This is a genomic window from Achromobacter sp. T5-5 (genome assembly GCF_055397965.1).
Map to the genome: position 1 here is coordinate 1,467,743 of NZ_AP027919.1, position 15,537 is coordinate 1,483,279.

Here is a 15,537-nt window from a genome sequence, read left to right on the forward strand (position 1 = left end):
AACTGGCCTGCAATTTGTAACGCCACCGCCGAAAATGGGTGCAATGGACGCGATCTGCGCCTTGCTGCACGCCATTTTCCGGTAATTTCTCAGGGTTGACCCGAGGGCCCGGCGTCAGGCCGCCAGGTAGGGGTCGGCGATGCCCATCTGCGCCAGGATCGCGGTTTCCAGCGCTTCCATGCGCTTGGCGTCGCGCGCCTTGATGTGGTCGTAGCCCAGCGAATGCAGGACCCCGTGCAGGGTCAGGTGGGCGGCGTGGTCCAGGAGCGCCTTGCGCTGTTCGCGCGCCTCGCGCACCAGCACGGGCACGCACATGACAATGTCGCCACGGGCCACGCCCAGCGGGTCCACGCCGTACTCGAAGGTGAGCACATTGGTGGCGTAGTCGCGGCCGCGGAAGTCGCGGTTCAGGCGCCGGCCCTCGGCCGCGCCGACCAGCCGCAGGCTGAGCTCGGCGGCCTTGAAATCGATCAGGCCGTCCTCGAAGGCGCCGGCCAGCGCGCGTTCGGCCCAGCGCCGCAGGCGCCAGCGGGGCAGGCGGGCTTCCTCGACCCCATACTGGACGGACAGGGACAGCTTAGGCTTCATCTTCGGCGGCGCGGTCGTAGGCGTCGACGATGCGCGCGACCAGCGGGTGGCGCACGACATCGCGGCTGGTGAAACGGGTGGTGGCGATGCCCTGGACGTCATGCAGCACCTTCACCGCGTGCGCCAGGCCGCTGTCCTGCCCGCGCGGCAGGTCGACCTGCGACGGGTCGCCGGTGATGACCGCCTTGCTGCCGAAGCCGATCCGGGTCAGGAACATCTTCATCTGCTCGGGCGTGGTGTTCTGCGCCTCGTCCAGGATGACGAAGGCGTGGTTCAGCGTGCGGCCGCGCATGTAGGCCAGCGGGGCGATCTCGATGGTCTGCTTTTCAAAGAGGCGCTGGACCTTTTCGAAGCCCATCAGGTCGTACAGCGCGTCATAGAGCGGACGCAGGTACGGATCGACCTTCTGCGCCAGGTCGCCCGGCAGGAAGCCCAGGCGCTCGCCGGCCTCGACGGCGGGGCGGGTCAGCACCAGGCGTTGCACCGTGTCGCGTTCCATCGCGTCGATGGCGCAGGCCACGGCCAGCCAGGTCTTGCCCGTGCCGGCGGGGCCGACGCCGAACGTGATGTCGTGCTTGAGGATGTTGTTCAGGTAATCGCGCTGGCGCGGGGTGCGCGGGCGCAGGTCGCTGCGCTTGGTGCGCAGCGCGATGCCGTCGCTTTCGTCGTCCAGGGCGGGCAGGGCGTCCAGTTCCTGGGCCTGTTCTTCCTTGAGCTTTTCTTCCTGGCGGCCCACGCCGATTTCGACCAGACCCAACTGGATGTCGTCGATGGACAGCGAGCGGTGCACGGCCTGTTCGTGAAAGCGCCGCAGGATGCGCCCTGCCAGTTCGGCCAGTTCGCCTTCGATCGTGACGCGGCTGCCGCGGCGCGACAGCTTGACGTTCATGCCATCGGCAAGTTGCCGCAGGTTTTCGTCCAGCGGGCCGCAGAGATTGGCCAGGTGGGTGTTGTCGCCGTCCAGGGTGACGATGACGGGCATGCTGCGACGCGCGCGGGAACGGGGTGTGGTCATTCAGCCTCTTGCGAAGTGCGGTCGATGTCGGCCACGCGGGCGCGCAGCGAATTCGTGTGCGCCTCGGTGATGATGACGTCGACCATTTGTCCGATGAGCCGCGCGGGGGCGGGGAAGTTCACGATGCGGTTGTTCTCGGTGCGGCCCATGAGTTCGTTCGGGTCGCGGCGCGAGGGGCCTTCCACCAGCAGGCGCTGGCGCGTGCCGACCATGTTGCGGGCGATGGTGGCGGCTTGCTCGTTGATGAGGGCCTGCAGGCGCTGCAGGCGGCGCAGCTTGACGTCCTGCGGGGTGTCGTCGGCGAGGTCCGCGGCGGGCGTGCCCGGACGCCGCGAGTAGACGAACGAGAACGAGGTGTCGAAGCCGACGTCCTGGATCAGTTTCATCGTCTTTTCGAAGTCTTCCTCGGTTTCGCCGGGAAAGCCCACGATGAAGTCCGACGACAGCGTCAGGTTGGGGCGCGCGGCGCGCAGGCGGCGCACGACGGACTTGAATTCGAGCGTGGTGTAGCCGCGCTTCATGGCGGCCAGCACGCGGTCACTGCCGGCCTGCACGGGCAAATGCAGGAAGGACACCAGCTTGGGCAGGCGCGCATAGGCGTCCACCATGCGCTGGGTCATTTCCTTGGGATGCGACGTGGTGTAGCGGATGCGCTCGATGCCGGGGATCTCGTGCACGTATTCGAGCAGCATCGCGAAGTCGGCGATCTCGTCGCTGTCGGTCATGCGGCCGCGGTAGGCGTTTACGTTCTGGCCGAGCAGCGTCACTTCCTTGACGCCCTGGTCGGCCAGGTCCGCCACCTCGATGAGCACATCGTCGAACGGGCGCGAGACTTCCTCGCCGCGCGTGTAGGGCACCACACAGAAGCTGCAGTACTTGCTGCAGCCTTCCATGATGGACACGAACGCCGTGGCGCCCTCGACGCGCGGGGGCGGCATGTTGTCGAACTTTTCGATCTCGGGGAAGCTGATGTCCACCTGCGAGCGCCCTTCGTCGCGGCGGCGCTTGATCAGGTCGGGCAGGCGGTGCAGCGTCTGCGGTCCGAACACCACGTCGACGTAGGGCGCGCGCTTGACGATGGCTTCGCCTTCCTGGCTGGCGACGCATCCGCCCACGCCGATCACGAGATTGGGGTTGGTCTTCTTGAGGTGCTGCACGCGCCCCAGGTCCGAGAACACCTTTTCCTGCGCCTTTTCGCGCACAGAACAGGTGTTGAACAGGATGACGTCCGCCTCTTCGGGGTTGTCGGTGAGCTCGAGCCCGCCCTGGTCCTCGCGCAGCACGTCGGCCATCTTGTCCGAGTCGTACTCGTTCATCTGGCAGCCGAAGGTGCGGATATACAGCTTGCGGGGGGAGCCGGCGCCGGGAGTGGCCGAAGGCAGGGCGGGGGAGCCGCCGTCGCGGGGGTTGCCTGGGACGTTGCCCGGGACGTTGCCCGCGCGCTTGAGGGAGGTTTCTTGCATGGTGGTCGCCGTGACGGGTGTAGATCCCGGGGGCTGGAAGGATGGGAAAGCGCGAATTTTAACCCTTGGCCGGAAATTGTTTCTTGGCCCGGTGCGCATTGGCCGTTACGATAGCGGTCCGCGCCCCGCCCAGCGCCGGTAAAATTTCTTTTTTTCTCCCGAGCGGCACCGATGAATCCCAATCACTTCACGCCTCCGGTAGCCGCTCCGTCCCTCGATGGCGGGTCCGGTTCCGCTGTCCAGGACAAATTCCGCAATCCCTATCCGGCGTCCGTCTGGGCGCTGCTGGGCGCCGCGCTGGCGCTTGCGGCCGCCGCCTGCGCGCTGTGGATCGACCTGCCGCTGGCGGTCTGGATTCAAAAATCGGTGTCGGAAGGGGTCGACCAGTCGTTCGAATGGGTGGGCGAACTGGGCGAAAGCGGCCATTACATCGTCATGGCGCTCGCGTTCTATGTGGTGGGTCTGGTGGGATTGGCGCGCGGCTGGCGCAATCCGCTGCGCGTGAGCTATGCCGCCATGGCGCGCGGCAGCCTGCTGATGCTGTCCACGATGGCGGTCGGCGGGCTGGTTGTGCTGCTGCTCAAGCGGACCGTGGCGCGCGCGCGCCCCGAGCTGTTCTTCGAAAAAGGCATTTACGGGCTGGGCGAGGCCTTCTCGCGCGCCCAGCAGTTCAATTCCTTCCCGTCCAGCCACACCTATGCGGCGTTTTCCGTGGCCGTGGTGCTGGGCATCCTGGCGCCGCGCTGGCGCTGGGTGTTCCTGCTCCTGGCGTCCCTGGTGGCGATCAGCCGGCTGGTCAACCTGGACCACTATCTGTCGGACGTGATGACCGCGGCCGGGATCGCCGTGCTGGTGGGGCATGTCCTGGCGCCGCGCGTACTGGGCAGCGCTTACCAATGGCCGCTGCGCGCGCCGTGGCGCTGGTGGAAAAAGGGCTGAGCCCGCGCCCGGGCATCGGACAAGGCCGCGTCATCGCGGCCTTTTTTTCGTCCCGCCGCTGGGCCCCGTCGTGACCGGGCCGGCCGGCTCAGGCGAAGCCGACGACGACGCGCCGGTTGGTCCGGCTCTTTTTCTCGATCTTGGTGACGACAACCGCGCCGATCTCGCCGGTGTTGGCCACATGCGTGCCGCCGCAGGGCTGGCGGTCCACGCCCGGCACCTCGACGATGCGGATCACGGCCGTGCCGGCGGGCGGCGCGGCGCCCACGGTGCGCACCAGGTCCGGTTGCGCCGCCAGTTCTTCGGGGGTGATGCCGTTGATGGCGACGTCCGCGCGCGTGTTGATCAGGGCGTTCAGGCGCTCGGTCAGGTCGGCCTTGTCGAGCGTGGACTCAGGCAGGTCGAAGTCGATGCGGGCGGAATCGGGCGAAATGCTGCAACCGGTGACGGGCGCGGGCACGAGCGCGCCCAAAAGGTGTAGACAGGTATGCAGGCGCATCAGGCGGTGGCGGCGCGGCCAGTCGATGGCAACGAGGACGCGTTCGCCCACCTGCGGGGCCGCGTCGCCCTGGATGACGTGCAGGATGCGCTGGCGGTCGTCGGCGTAGACCGTGTCCGTCAGCGGCAGCACGCGCCCGTCGGCCAGGGTGAGGGTTCCGCTGTCCCCCGCCTGGCCGCCGCTGCGGGCATAGCAGACGGTTTCGTCCAGCTCCACGCCGTCGGGGTGGACCGCGATCACCGTGGCTTCGCAATGGTCCAGGTAGGGTTCGTCGTCGAAGCGCTTGCGGGTGGCGGGCATGGGGGGCTCCGGGTTATAGGGTTATAGGGTCAGTGGGTCAGAGGGTGAGAGGCGCGGACGGCGTCACGTCAGCACTTTGATGCCGGACGGTGTCTCGATGTGCGCGCTGAGCCGCGGCGGGCCATCGGCCTGCTCGATGTCGATCAGGCTGTCCGCGCCCATCCAGGCAAGACCCTGGCGCAGCAGCGAGGCGCGGGGATGGCAGCCAACGAGTCTGTGCAGGCGCAGGGGCTGGCGCGGCAGCGTCGCGCCGGGCGGCTGGTCGACGTCCCATTGGATGAGCGTGGGCAGCAGGCCTTCGCCGGCTTCGTAGCCCGCTTCGCGCCAGGCCGGCAGGCTGCCGTCGTCCGGCACCGTCAGGCGCCAGCGCAGGTCGCCGCGCGTCATGGGGATGACCGGCGGCAGGCGGTCCGGGTGTTCGGCCTGCATGTGCGTCAGGTCCATGGGCGACTCCACGCGGGCAGCCCAGTGGGCCAGGAACGGCCCTTGTTCGAGACGCGCGCGCACGTCGCCCTGGTCCAGCCCGAACCAGCGGGGGCGCGACGGCGCGGGCGCGTCGGGGTCGATCGCGATGACTTCCAGATAGATGCCGTCCGCCATGCCCAGCAGCCGGTTATGGGTGCCCATGCGCGGATGCGCGCCGCCGCCCTGCGGCGCGATGCCCAGAATGCCGGCGACATAGTCGGAGCCGCTGGCAAGATCCGCGGCGGCGATGACGAGGTGGTCGATGGTGAGTTTCATAAGGGGCATGGTAACGAATAGGCGAGCGCCTGTATCCGTACAGCGCCGGGGGAAACCGTCGGTACAGTGCTGGGGTCAGGCTGCGACGGAGATACCGGCGGCCGCGCCCCAAAAAGAAAAAACCCGTCACGCGTGAACTGACCCCCGAAAGTTGGACTTTGATCCATCCTTCGGGGGTTTTTTGCATGGCAAAGTACGACGAGCAGTTCAAACTGGACGCTGTCCGGCGGTATCTGTCTGAACAGCATAGTTATGCGGAAGTGGCGCGGGAGGTCGGCGTGGACTATGCGTTGCTGCGGCGATGGGTGGCTGTCTACCAACTGCATGGACGGGCTGGTTTAGTCAGGCCGCGCAAGCGGTATTCGGCGCAATTCAAATTTGAGGTGTTGAAGCGCATCGAGCAGGACGGCTTGTCGGACAGGCAGGCTGTGGCGGTTTACAACTTGGGCGATTCCGGGACCATCGGCAAATGGCGTCGTGGGTATGATGAGGGCGGAATGGGCGCATTGGAGCCCAGACGTCGAGATAGCCCCGCCATGCCACACAAGTATCCACCCGAGCCAACAGCCAAGGACATGACAGAGAAGCAGTTGCGCGAAGAGAACGCGTACCTGCGAGCGGAGCTCGATTACCTAAAAAAACTCGATGCCTTGATCCAAGCGGAACGGACCGAAGCGCTGGTGAAAAAGCGCAAATGGTCCAAGGGTTGAGGCATCGTCATCCGCTGGCGCTATTGCTGAGAGCAGCCAAGCTGTCGCGCAGCACGTTCTATTACCACCTGAAGGCGCTTGGCGCCGTGGACCCGTACGCCGAGCTCAAGCAGCGCATCGACGCGGTCTATGCGCAACACAAGGGCCGCTATGGTTACCGCCGGATCACGGCGGTGCTGCGCCAGGCAGGTGAGCTGGTGAATCACAAGACGGTGCAGAAGCTGATGCAGGCGCTGGGCTTGAAGTCGCTCGTGCGCGCCAAGAAGTACCGGTCCTACCGAGGTCAGTCGCATCATGTGGCGGCCAACGTGTTGGCGCGTCGCTTCGAGGCCGAGCGTCCGAACGAGAAGTGGGTCACCGACGTGACCGAGTTCAACGTGCGTGGCGAGAAGCTGTACCTGTCGCCGGTGATGGACCTGTACAACGGCGAGATCGTGGCCTACGAGACCGCTCTGCGGCCGGTGTTCAAGCTCGTGGGCAGCATGCTGAAGAAGGCGCTGGCGCGGCTGCGGCCGACGGAGCGCCCCGTGCTGCACTCCGACCAGGGCTGGCAATACCAGCAGCCCATCTACCGGCGCATGCTGGCCGCCCGGTCCGTCACGCAGAGCATGTCACGCAAGGGCAACTGCCTGGACAATGCCGCCATGGAAAGCTTCTTCGGCACGCTCAAAGCAGAGTTCTTCCACCTCAACCGCTTCGAGAGCATCGAGCAGTTGCAGGCCGGCATCCGGCAGTACATCCATTACTACAATCACAACCGCATCAAGCTCAAGCTAAAAGGCCTGAGCCCGGTGCAATACCGAGCTCAGGCCTTCGGGCTTTAGTTGACCGTCCAACTTCTGGGGGTCAGTTCAGCGTGACGGGTTTTACATGTCAAGGCCAGGGAATCAGGCGACTTCGCCTTCCTCGCCTTCCTTCTTGACCGGCTTGATCAGGTCTTCGCGCTTGACGCCCATCCACATGGCCAGCGCGGCGGCGACGAACACCGACGAGTAGATGCCGAACCAGATGCCGATGGTCAGGGCCATGGCGAAGTAGTGCAGGGTGGGGCCGCCGAAGAACAGCATGGCCAGCACCATCATCTGGGTCGAACCGTGGGTGATGATGGTCCGCGAGATGGTCTGGGTGATGGCGCTGTTGATGACTTCGTGCACGTCCGCTTTGCGGTACTTGCGGAAGTTCTCGCGGATCCGGTCCATGATGACCACGGATTCGTTCACGGAGTAACCCAGCACGGCCAGCACGCCAGCCAGCACCGCGAGCGAGAATTCCCACTGGAAGAACGCGAAGAAGCCCAGAATGATGACCACGTCGTGCAGGTTGGCGACGACGCCGGCCAGCGCGAACTTCCATTCGAAGCGAAAGCCCAGGTAGATCACGATGCCGATGACCACCACGAGCAGGGCCATCAGGCCGTTGTGCAGCAGTTCCTGGCCGATCTGCGGACCCACGAATTCGACGCGGCGCAGTTCGACGCCCGAGTCGGCGGCCTTGAGCGCGGCCATGACGGTTTCGCTCTGGGTGGCGGACGTCTGGCCTTCCTGCAGGGGCAGGCGGATCATGACGTCGTGCGAGGTGCCGAAATTCTGGACCTGGAAGTCGGTGTAGCCCAGCTTGGACACCACGCCGCGCACGTTTTCAAGCTGCGCCGTCTGGGCGTAGTTGACCTCCATCACCGTGCCGCCGGTGAATTCGATCGACAGGTGAAAGCCGCGCGTGACGATGAAGAACACCGCCAGGAGGAAGGTGACGAGACTGATGATGTTCAGCACCAGGGCGTGGCGCATGAACGGGATGGTGCGGTGAATCCGGAAAAATTCCATTTTTCGCCTTCGGTTCTTTGCTGTGGCGGACGGCTTGGGCCGTCCGCCCTATTTTCAGTTTGCCTTCGGCTTCCAGACTTCGCCGATGGAGATCGAGGTGAGCTTCTTCTTGCGGCCGTAGTACAGATTGGCCAGCGCGCGCACGCCCACGACCGACGAGAACATCGAGGTCAGGATGCCCAGGCAGTGAACCACCGCGAAGCCCCGGATCGGGCCCGAACCGAAGGCCAGCAGCGCCAGGCCCACGATCAGCGTCGTGAGGTTCGAGTCAAGAATGGTGCCCCAGGCGCGCTCGAAGCCCTGATGGATCGCTTGCTGCGGTGAGGCGCCCGCCCGCAATTCTTCCCGTATGCGCTCGTTGATCAGCACGTTCGAGTCGATGGCCATGCCCAGCGTCAGCGCGATGGCCGCGATGCCCGGCAGGGTCAGCGTGGCTTGCAGCATGGACAGCAGGGCCAGCAGCAGCAGGACGTTGAAGGTCAGGCCGATCGTGGAGAACACCCCGAACAGGTGGTAGTACACGATGATGAAGACGGCAATGGCCAGGAAGCCGTACAGCGTCGAGTAAAAGCCCTTCGAGATGTTGTCCGCGCCCAGGCTCGGGCCGATGGTGCGTTCCTCGATGATGGACATCGGCGCGGCCAGCGCGCCCGCGCGCAGCAGGAGGGCGGTGTCGGCGGCTTCCTCGGAACTCATGCTGCCCGAAATCTGCACCTGGCCGCCGGCGATTTCGCCGCGGATCACAGGCGCCGTGACTACTTCGCCCTTGCCGTTTTCGAACAGCAGGATGGCCATGCGCTTGTTGACGTTGTCGCGGGTCACGTCGCGGAAGATGCGTGCGCCCTTGGAGTCCAGCGTCAGGTGGACGGCGGCCTGCTGGGTCTGCGAATCGCGGCCCGGCTGGGCGTCCTGCAGGTTTTCGCCGGTCAGGATGACCTGGCGGCGGACCAGGATGGGACGGCCGTCGCGGTCGTTGTAGCGTTCGAGGCCGAACGGGACGCTGCCACCCAGCAGCGCGGCCTGCGCGGCGGGGGAGTCGTCGACCATGCGGATTTCGAGCGTGGCGGTGCGGCCCAGCAGTTCCTTGGCCTTGGCCACGTCTTGCACGCCGGGTAGCTGCACCACGATGCGGTCCGAGCCCTGCTGCTGGATGACCGGTTCGGCCACGCCCAGCTCGTTGATGCGGTTATGCAGCGTGTTGATGTTCTGCTTGAGCGCGGAATCCTGCACGCGGGTGACGGCGGCCGGGTTCAGGGCGGCCAGCAGCACCTGCTTGCCGCCTTCTTCGCGTTCGGTGAATTCGAGGTCCGGCAGGCGCGAACGCAGCGCGGCGATGGCGCGGTCGCGGTCGTCGGTGTTGGCGAAGGCGGCGGCGACGCTCATGCCCGAGCGTTCGACGCCCGTCACGTTGATCTTCTGGTCGCGCAGCACGGAGCGCACGTCGCCGGCCAGCGAGTCATAGCGGGCGGTCAGCGCGCCTTGCATGTCGACTTGCAGCAGGAAGTGCACGCCGCCGCGCAGGTCCAGGCCCAGGTACATGGGCTTGGGGGCAAACCAGCCCAGCGCGCGCATCCAGGGCGGCGAGGCGGGCAGCAGGTTCAGCGCGACGGTGTAGTGCGGGTCGCCGGGAACGGTATTGAGCGATTTCTCGAGCAGGTCGCGGGCCTGCAGCTGCACGTCGGTGGACGGGAAGCGGGCGCGCACGGTGCCGAGCGTGCCGTTCATTTCGAAATAGGCGCCTTCGTTGGGGATCTTGGCGTCGGCCAGGATCTGCTCCACGCGGGCCAGCACGGTCGGGTCGACCTTGATCGTGGCCTTGGCGCTGGAAACCTGTACGGCGGGGGACTCGCCGTAGAAATTGGGAAGCGTGTACAGCAGGCCAATGAGGACCGCGACCAGGACCGTAATGTACTTCCAGAGGGGATAGCGGTTCATTGCCGGCTACTTCATGTGAAAGAGATGAAAGGGCCGCCCGCGCGATCGGTCGCTGCGGGCGGCGGTAGGCGGAGGGCGTCGTCTAGGACAAGAGCCCCGATGGGGCTCTTTGTGGGACGCTTACAGGGCCTTGATGGTTCCCTTGGGCAGAACGGTCGACACCGACGACTTCTGCATGATGACTTCGACGGGCTTGTCGGCCAGTTCGGAGACTTCGACGGTGACGTAGCTGTCGTTGACCTTGGTGACCTTGCCGAGCATGCCGCCGGCGGTGACGACTTCGTCGCCCTTGGCCAGCGCGGCGATCAGGTTGCGGTGTTCCTTCTGGCGCTTCATCTGAGGACGGATCATCAGGAAGTAGAGGATCACGAACATCAGGACGATGGGCAGCATGCCCATCAGCGCATTGCCTTCGGGGGCGGCGGCCTGGGCCACGACGAGGCTGGCGGTATCGATAACGGACATTGAATTCTCCTGCGTTTGAGTCTGTTTGGGTTTATCGCTATGTTTTTGATGCGCCCATCCCCGCGCGAGCCATGGATAGGGCAAGCCGACTATTGTATATAGGTTATAGCCAGCCTTTAACTGGGACGCCATCCCTTGCATCAGGCGGCTCCCGCTTACCTGGGGGCCTGCCGGTCAAATGGGGGCGAAACACGCCGGGAAAAGTCCCCGGCGGCGGCTTTTTTACCCCGGCTACTCCACCCCGCGGGCGCGGTCCGCGGCAAACTGGGCGCGCCAGGCGTCGAAACGGCCTTCGGCGATGGCCTCGCGCATTTCCTTCATGATAGTCAGATAGAAGTGCAGGTTGTGCAGCGTGTTCAGGCGCGCGCCGGTGATCTCGTTGGCGCGCTGCAGGTGGTGCAGGTAGGCGCGCGAGAAATTGCCGCAGGTGTGGCAGCTGCAGCTCGGGTCCAGCGGCCGGGTGTCGTCGCGGTATTTGGCGTTGCGGATCTTGACGTCGCCAAAGCGCGTGAACAGCCAGCCATTGCGGGCGTTGCGGGTGGGCATGACGCAGTCGAACATGTCCACGCCGCGGCTTACGCCCTCGACCAGGTCTTCGGGGGTGCCCACGCCCATCAGGTAGCGCGGGGCCTGGGCGGGCAGCTTGGGCGTCACGTGCGCCAGGATGCGCATCATGTCTTCCTTGGGCTCGCCCACCGACAGGCCGCCGATGGCGTAGCCGTGAAAGCCGATGTCCTGCAGTCCGGCCAGGGATTCGTCGCGCAGCGACTCGTACATGCCGCCCTGCACGATGCCAAAGAGCGCATTCGGGTTGCCCAGGCGGTCGAATTCCTCGCGCGAGCGCCGCGCCCAGCGCAGGGACATGCGCATGGAGCGCGCGGCTTCCTCGACGGTGGCGGGACGGCCGTCGATTTCATAGGGCGTGCATTCGTCGAACACCATCACGATGTCCGAATTGAGCGAGCGCTGGATGCGCATGGACTCTTCCGGCGTGAGGAACAGGCGCGCGCCGTCGATCGGGGAGGCGAATTTCACGCCTTCCTCGGTGATCTTGCGCATGCCCTGCAGGCTGAACACCTGGAATCCGCCCGAGTCGGTCAGGATGGGCTTGTCCCAGTTCATGAAGCCATGCAGGCCGCCATGCTTTTCCATGATCTCGGTGCCGGGGCGCAGCCACAGGTGGAACGTGTTGCCCAGCACGATCTGCGAGCCGATTTCCTTGAGCTCGTGCGGCATCATGGCCTTGACGCTGCCATAGGTGCCGACCGGCATGAAGATGGGGGTCTCGACCACGCCGTGGTTGAGCGTGATGCGGCCGCGGCGGGCGCCGCCATCGGTGGCGAGCAGTTCGAAGTTCAGTCCGGTCATGGGGCAGGGGTTTCGATGAACATGGCGTCGCCGTAGCTGAAGAAGCGGTAGCGCGCGGCGACGGCGTGGGCGTAGGCGCGGCGGATGGGCTCGACGCCGGCCAGCGCCGACACCAGCATCAGCAGGGTCGACTGGGGCAGGTGGAAGTTGGTGACCAGGGCGTCGACGACGCGGTACTGGTAGCCCGGGGTGATGAACAGGCGCGTGTCGCCCTGGGCGGGGGCCAGCGGAACGCCGGGGGCCGTGCGGCCCTCGGTCTGCGCGGCGGCCGATTCCAGCGCGCGCACGCTGGTGGTGCCGACGGCGATGACGCGGCCGCCCCGCGCGCGGGCCGCGGCGATCGCGTCCACGGCGGCCTGGGGCACCGTGAACCACTCGGCGTGCATGACGTGGTCGGCCAGGTTGTCCACGCGCACCGGCTGGAAGGTGCCGGCGCCCACGTGCAGGGTGACGAAGGCGCGCGCCACGCCCAGATCGGCCAGGCGGTCCAGCGTGGGCTGGTCGAAATGCAGGCCGGCCGTGGGGGCGGCTACCGCGCCGGGTTCGCGGGCGTAGACGGTCTGGTAGCGGTCGTCGTCGCCGGCGTCGGCGGCGTGCGTGATGTAGGGCGGCAGGGGCGTGGCGCCGTGGGCATCCAGCAGGTCCAGCACGGGGCCGGGGAAGCGGATGTCGAAGAGTTCGCCCTCGCGGCCCAGCACCGTGGCCTCGAAGGCGTCGGCCAGGCGCAGCACCATGCCGGCGCCGGGCGACTTGCTGGCGCGCACGTGGGCCAGGACGCGGTCGGGTTCGGTGATGCGCTCGACCAGCACCTCGATCTTGCCGCCGGTGATCTTGTGGCCCGCCAGACGCGCCTTGATGACGCGCGTGTCGTTGAACACCAGCAGGTCGTGCGGGCGCAGCAGCGCCGTCAGGTCCGAGAACTGGCGGTCGTGAAGGCGGCTGGCGGCATCCAGGTGCAGCAGGCGGCTGCCCGTGCGCTCGGCGGCGGGCGTCTGCGCAATGAGCTCGGGGGGCAGCTCGTAATCGAAATCGGAAACGGTGAAAGACTGGGTCACGCGGGTATCGGGATCAGTGGAATCGGGCCCTGCACAGGACGAGCCGGGCCGGAAGGCGGGCTCGGGGCAACCGCGTATTGTAAAGGGACGGTTAATAGGGGCGGAACAAAGGCTGCGCACGGGGGGCGTGATCCGCCGCCCGCCCGGGCCTGGCGGCCGCATGACGATGCCCGCCAGGCGCGTTGGGCCGTCGCGCGCCGCCCGCAACCCGTCCAGGTTTTGTATGCTCTCGGTTTTGCAGGACGAGCAACCGGGTGGGCGTGGCATGACGGGACAAATGATCAAGCGTGTGGGCGGACTGAAGCGATGGCTGGCAGGCGGTGTCCTGGCCCTGGCCACGGGCGCCGTCTTTGCGCAGGTTCCCGGGCTGCCGCCCGACGTGGTCAAGGCGTGGAAGGCGTCCAAGCTGCCCGAGAGCTCCCTGTCGCTGGTGGTGCAGGAAGTCGGCGGTCCTCGCCTGGTGGCGCTCAACGCCAAGGAAGCCCGCAACCCCGCGTCGGTGATGAAACTGGTCACGACCTGGGCGGCGCTGTCCGAACTGGGCCCCAACTACGTCTGGCGCACGGAGTTCATGACGGCGCCGGGCGTGCGGCCCGATGCCAAGGGCGCGCTGAACGGACCGCTGTACCTGCGGGCCGGCGGCGATCCGCAATTCCTGCTGCAGGACCTGTGGGCGCTGTTGCGCGAACTGCGGCTGCGCGGCGTCAAGCAGATCAATGACCTGGTGATCGATCGCAGCATATTCGGGCAGGTGTCGATCGACCCCGGCGCGTTCGATGGCGCGCCCGACCGGGCCTACAACGCCAGCCCGGACGCGCTGATGGTGGGTTTTGGCGCCTTGCGCCTGTTGTTCACGCCGGATCCGGTGGCCAACAAATGGGTGCCGCTGATCGATCCGCCGCTGCCCGGGCTGAAGATCGAAGGCCATGTGGAATGGAGCGACATCCGCTGCCCCGGCCCGCCGGTGGTCACGACCGATCCCGTCATCACGCAGCAGGGCGTCACCATCCGGGTGAATGGCAAGGTGGCGGGCTCGTGCGGCGAATTCAGCCTGTATCGCCTGGCGCTGTCCCAGCCCGACTACGCGACCGAAGTCTTCCGCATGCTCTGGAAGGAGCTGGGCGGCACGTTCAAGGGGCAGGTCCGTTCCGGCATGACGCCGCCGGACGCGGTGGTGCTGGCCTCGCATGATTCGCCCACGCTGGCCGAGGCGATCCGCCAGATCAACAAGCGCAGCAACAATGTGATGGCGCGCACGCTGCTGCTGACGCTGGGCGCGGAACGCGGCCGGCGCCCGGCAACCGTCGGCAGCAGCGAGGCGGTCGCCAAGGATCTGCTGGCCAAGCAGGGGCTGGACATGCCCGAGCTGGTCATCGACAACGGCGCGGGCCTGTCGCGCGACGCCCGCGTGTCGGCCGACAGCCTGGCGTCGATGCTGACCGTGGCCTGGAATTCCCCGGTGATGCCGGAGTACATCTCATCGTTCGCCATCGCCGGGGTGGACGGCACCGTGCGCCGCCGCCTGAAGGGCAACGGCACGCTCGGCATGGCCCATCTGAAGACCGGCTCGCTGCGCGACGTGCGCTCGATCGCGGGCTACGTGCTGGGCGCGAGCGGCAAGCGCTATGTGGTCGTCAGCATCGTCAACCACGAGCAGGCGGGCGCCGTCCGCGCCTTCGACGACGCACTGATTTCCTGGCTCGCCGAACAATGAATGTGGCCCCACGCCGCGCGCACTTCGTGCGCTTGCTGCCCCCCAAGGGGGCTGCCCCGCCTTGGGGCGGCCCGGCGGCGGGGCGGCTATTCTTGCGTGGCGTTCGTGCGGAAAAGGCCCTAAAACGATTACGATCCTTCCGTGTGACCCGCCACGGGGCGGCGCAGGCGCGCCGTGCCGTGCCGATCCGGGTCCGCCTGAGGCCAAAAGAATTCTGACCAACAAATACTCTGGAGAGTTACGCACATGCCCGTGCACGAAATCCGCCATCCGCTGATCCGCCACAAGCTCGGGATCATGCGACGCGTCGACCTCAGCACCAAGAGCTTTCGTGAACTGTCGCAGGAAGTGGGCGCGCTGCTGACCTATGAAGCGTCCAAGGACCTGCCCCTGGCGCCCGCCACCGTCGAGGGCTGGTGCGGCCCGGTCGAGGTCGAGAAGATCGCCGGCAAGAAAGTCACCGTGGTGCCCATCCTGCGCGCCGGCATCGGCATGCTGGACGGCGTGCTGAGCCTGATTCCGGGCGCCAAGGTCAGCGTCGTGGGCGTGGCCCGCAACGAAGAGACGCTGGAGGCCCACACCTACCTGGAACGCCTGGTGGGCGAGCTGGACCAGCGCCTGGCGCTGATCGTCGATCCGATGCTGGCGACCGGCGGGTCGATGGTCGCCGCCATCGACCTGCTCAAGCGCGCCGGCTGCAAGGAAATCCGCGCGCTGGTGCTGGTGGCGGCGCCCGTGGGCATTGACGCCGTGCTGGCCAAGCACCCGGACGTGCACATCTACACGGCGTCCATCGACGACGGCCTGAACGAGCACGGCTACATCATGCCGGGCCTGGGCGACGCCGGCGACCGCATCTTCGGCACCAAGCAGAAGGCCGAGTAGGAACTCCCGGCCCGGTCCTGGCGCGGCGGGACCGGCC

At 66.6% G+C, this 15,537-nt stretch carries 14 protein-coding genes; 4 read left to right on the forward strand and 10 right to left on the reverse strand.

Going from position 1 to position 15,537, the window contains the following annotated elements; all coding sequences use genetic code 11:
* Window positions 1-114 precede the first annotated feature (114 nt).
* From ybeY to miaB, 3 genes are read right to left on the reverse strand one after another with little or no spacing between them, the layout of a single operon-like run.
* Window positions 115-588, reverse strand: coding sequence for an rRNA maturation RNase YbeY (ybeY, locus tag ACZ50Q_RS06595; protein ID WP_464080953.1), 474 nt, complete (start codon window positions 586-588; stop codon window positions 115-117).
* On the reverse strand, window positions 578-1,603 hold the full coding sequence (locus ACZ50Q_RS06600) for a PhoH family protein (RefSeq protein WP_076516111.1): 1,026 nt from the start codon (window positions 1,601-1,603) through the stop codon (window positions 578-580). Before ACZ50Q_RS06600 ends, ybeY begins: the two co-directional genes overlap by 11 nt.
* Window positions 1,600-3,066 carry a tRNA (N6-isopentenyl adenosine(37)-C2)-methylthiotransferase MiaB gene (miaB, locus tag ACZ50Q_RS06605; RefSeq protein ID WP_092578657.1) on the reverse strand — a complete coding sequence of 489 codons (1,467 nt, stop codon included), beginning with the start codon at window positions 3,064-3,066 and terminating at the stop codon, window positions 1,600-1,602. The genes ACZ50Q_RS06600 and miaB overlap by 4 nt, the downstream gene beginning before the upstream one ends.
* A 171-nt stretch (window positions 3,067-3,237) precedes the next feature.
* On the opposite strand from miaB, the gene ACZ50Q_RS06610 reads away from it, so the two are divergent.
* Entirely contained in the window at window positions 3,238-4,005 is a 768-nt protein-coding gene (locus ACZ50Q_RS06610) for a phosphatase PAP2 family protein (RefSeq protein WP_092578659.1), read from the forward strand.
* A gap of 88 nt (window positions 4,006-4,093) precedes the next feature.
* Here ACZ50Q_RS06610 and ACZ50Q_RS06615 read toward each other — a convergent pair whose 3' ends face one another.
* Window positions 4,094-4,804: an alanyl-tRNA editing protein gene (locus tag ACZ50Q_RS06615; protein WP_076516107.1), complete on the reverse strand. Its 711-nt coding sequence runs from the start codon at window positions 4,802-4,804 to the stop codon at window positions 4,094-4,096.
* A gap of 63 nt (window positions 4,805-4,867) precedes the next feature.
* The gene (locus tag ACZ50Q_RS06620) at window positions 4,868-5,545 is read right to left on the reverse strand and encodes a VOC family protein (RefSeq protein WP_464080954.1); all 678 of its coding nucleotides are present in this window, start codon (window positions 5,543-5,545) and stop codon (window positions 4,868-4,870) included.
* A gap of 185 nt (window positions 5,546-5,730) precedes the next feature.
* On the opposite strand from ACZ50Q_RS06620, the gene ACZ50Q_RS06625 reads away from it, so the two are divergent.
* Window positions 5,731-7,079 (forward strand): IS3 family transposase gene (locus tag ACZ50Q_RS06625; RefSeq protein WP_464079392.1). Its coding sequence is split into 2 segments (ribosomal slippage): window positions 5,731-6,178 and window positions 6,178-7,079, totalling 1,350 coding nucleotides; the frame shifts between segments, so codons are not numbered across the junction.
* Between the two features lie 63 nt (window positions 7,080-7,142).
* Here ACZ50Q_RS06625 and secF read toward each other — a convergent pair.
* The 5 genes from secF to queA form a co-directional block, all read right to left on the reverse strand.
* A complete protein-coding gene (gene secF / locus ACZ50Q_RS06630; RefSeq protein WP_076516099.1) occupies window positions 7,143-8,078 on the reverse strand; it encodes a protein translocase subunit SecF in 936 nt (311 codons plus the stop codon).
* A 54-nt stretch (window positions 8,079-8,132) separates the two neighbouring features.
* Window positions 8,133-10,013 carry a protein translocase subunit SecD gene (gene secD / locus ACZ50Q_RS06635; RefSeq protein WP_464080955.1) on the reverse strand — a complete coding sequence of 627 codons (1,881 nt, stop codon included), beginning with the start codon at window positions 10,011-10,013 and terminating at the stop codon, window positions 8,133-8,135.
* Between the two features lie 120 nt (window positions 10,014-10,133).
* Window positions 10,134-10,478 carry a preprotein translocase subunit YajC gene (gene yajC, locus ACZ50Q_RS06640; RefSeq protein ID WP_006221220.1) on the reverse strand — a complete coding sequence of 115 codons (345 nt, stop codon included), beginning with the start codon at window positions 10,476-10,478 and terminating at the stop codon, window positions 10,134-10,136.
* 231 nt (window positions 10,479-10,709) lie between these two features.
* Window positions 10,710-11,846 (reverse strand): tRNA guanosine(34) transglycosylase Tgt, encoded by a 1,137-nt coding sequence (gene tgt / locus ACZ50Q_RS06645; protein ID WP_092578668.1) that lies wholly within the window; start codon window positions 11,844-11,846, stop codon window positions 10,710-10,712.
* Window positions 11,843-12,901 (reverse strand): tRNA preQ1(34) S-adenosylmethionine ribosyltransferase-isomerase QueA, encoded by a 1,059-nt coding sequence (gene queA, locus ACZ50Q_RS06650; RefSeq protein ID WP_464080956.1) that lies wholly within the window; start codon window positions 12,899-12,901, stop codon window positions 11,843-11,845. Before queA ends, tgt begins: the two co-directional genes overlap by 4 nt.
* Before the next feature lie 265 nt (window positions 12,902-13,166).
* Between queA and dacB the strand changes: the two genes are divergently transcribed.
* Window positions 13,167-14,615: a D-alanyl-D-alanine carboxypeptidase/D-alanyl-D-alanine endopeptidase gene (dacB, locus tag ACZ50Q_RS06655; RefSeq protein WP_464080957.1), complete on the forward strand. Its 1,449-nt coding sequence runs from the start codon at window positions 13,167-13,169 to the stop codon at window positions 14,613-14,615.
* 246 nt (window positions 14,616-14,861) lie between these two features.
* Window positions 14,862-15,500, forward strand: coding sequence for a uracil phosphoribosyltransferase (upp, locus tag ACZ50Q_RS06660; protein WP_076516087.1), 639 nt, complete (start codon window positions 14,862-14,864; stop codon window positions 15,498-15,500).
* Window positions 15,501-15,537: the final 37 nt, after the last annotated feature.

Coding starts and splice junctions, on each gene's coding strand:
- secD (WP_464080955.1), bottom strand. CDS start 10,013: ATGAACCGCTATCCCCTCTGGAAGTACATTACGGTCCTGGTCGCGGTC.
- yajC (WP_006221220.1), bottom strand. CDS start 10,478: ATGTCCGTTATCGATACCGCCAGCCTCGTCGTGGCCCAGGCCGCCGCC.
- ACZ50Q_RS06600 (WP_076516111.1), bottom strand. CDS start 1,603: ATGACCACACCCCGTTCCCGCGCGCGTCGCAGCATGCCCGTCATCGTC.
- ACZ50Q_RS06610 (WP_092578659.1), top strand. CDS start 3,238: ATGAATCCCAATCACTTCACGCCTCCGGTAGCCGCTCCGTCCCTCGAT.
- ybeY (WP_464080953.1), bottom strand. CDS start 588: ATGAAGCCTAAGCTGTCCCTGTCCGTCCAGTATGGGGTCGAGGAAGCC.
- ACZ50Q_RS06620 (WP_464080954.1), bottom strand. CDS start 5,545: ATGAAACTCACCATCGACCACCTCGTCATCGCCGCCGCGGATCTTGCC.
- ACZ50Q_RS06615 (WP_076516107.1), bottom strand. CDS start 4,804: ATGCCCGCCACCCGCAAGCGCTTCGACGACGAACCCTACCTGGACCAT.
- tgt (WP_092578668.1), bottom strand. CDS start 11,846: ATGACCGGACTGAACTTCGAACTGCTCGCCACCGATGGCGGCGCCCGC.
- dacB (WP_464080957.1), top strand. CDS start 13,167: ATGACGGGACAAATGATCAAGCGTGTGGGCGGACTGAAGCGATGGCTG.
- upp (WP_076516087.1), top strand. CDS start 14,862: ATGCCCGTGCACGAAATCCGCCATCCGCTGATCCGCCACAAGCTCGGG.
- miaB (WP_092578657.1), bottom strand. CDS start 3,066: ATGCAAGAAACCTCCCTCAAGCGCGCGGGCAACGTCCCGGGCAACGTC.
- secF (WP_076516099.1), bottom strand. CDS start 8,078: ATGGAATTTTTCCGGATTCACCGCACCATCCCGTTCATGCGCCACGCC.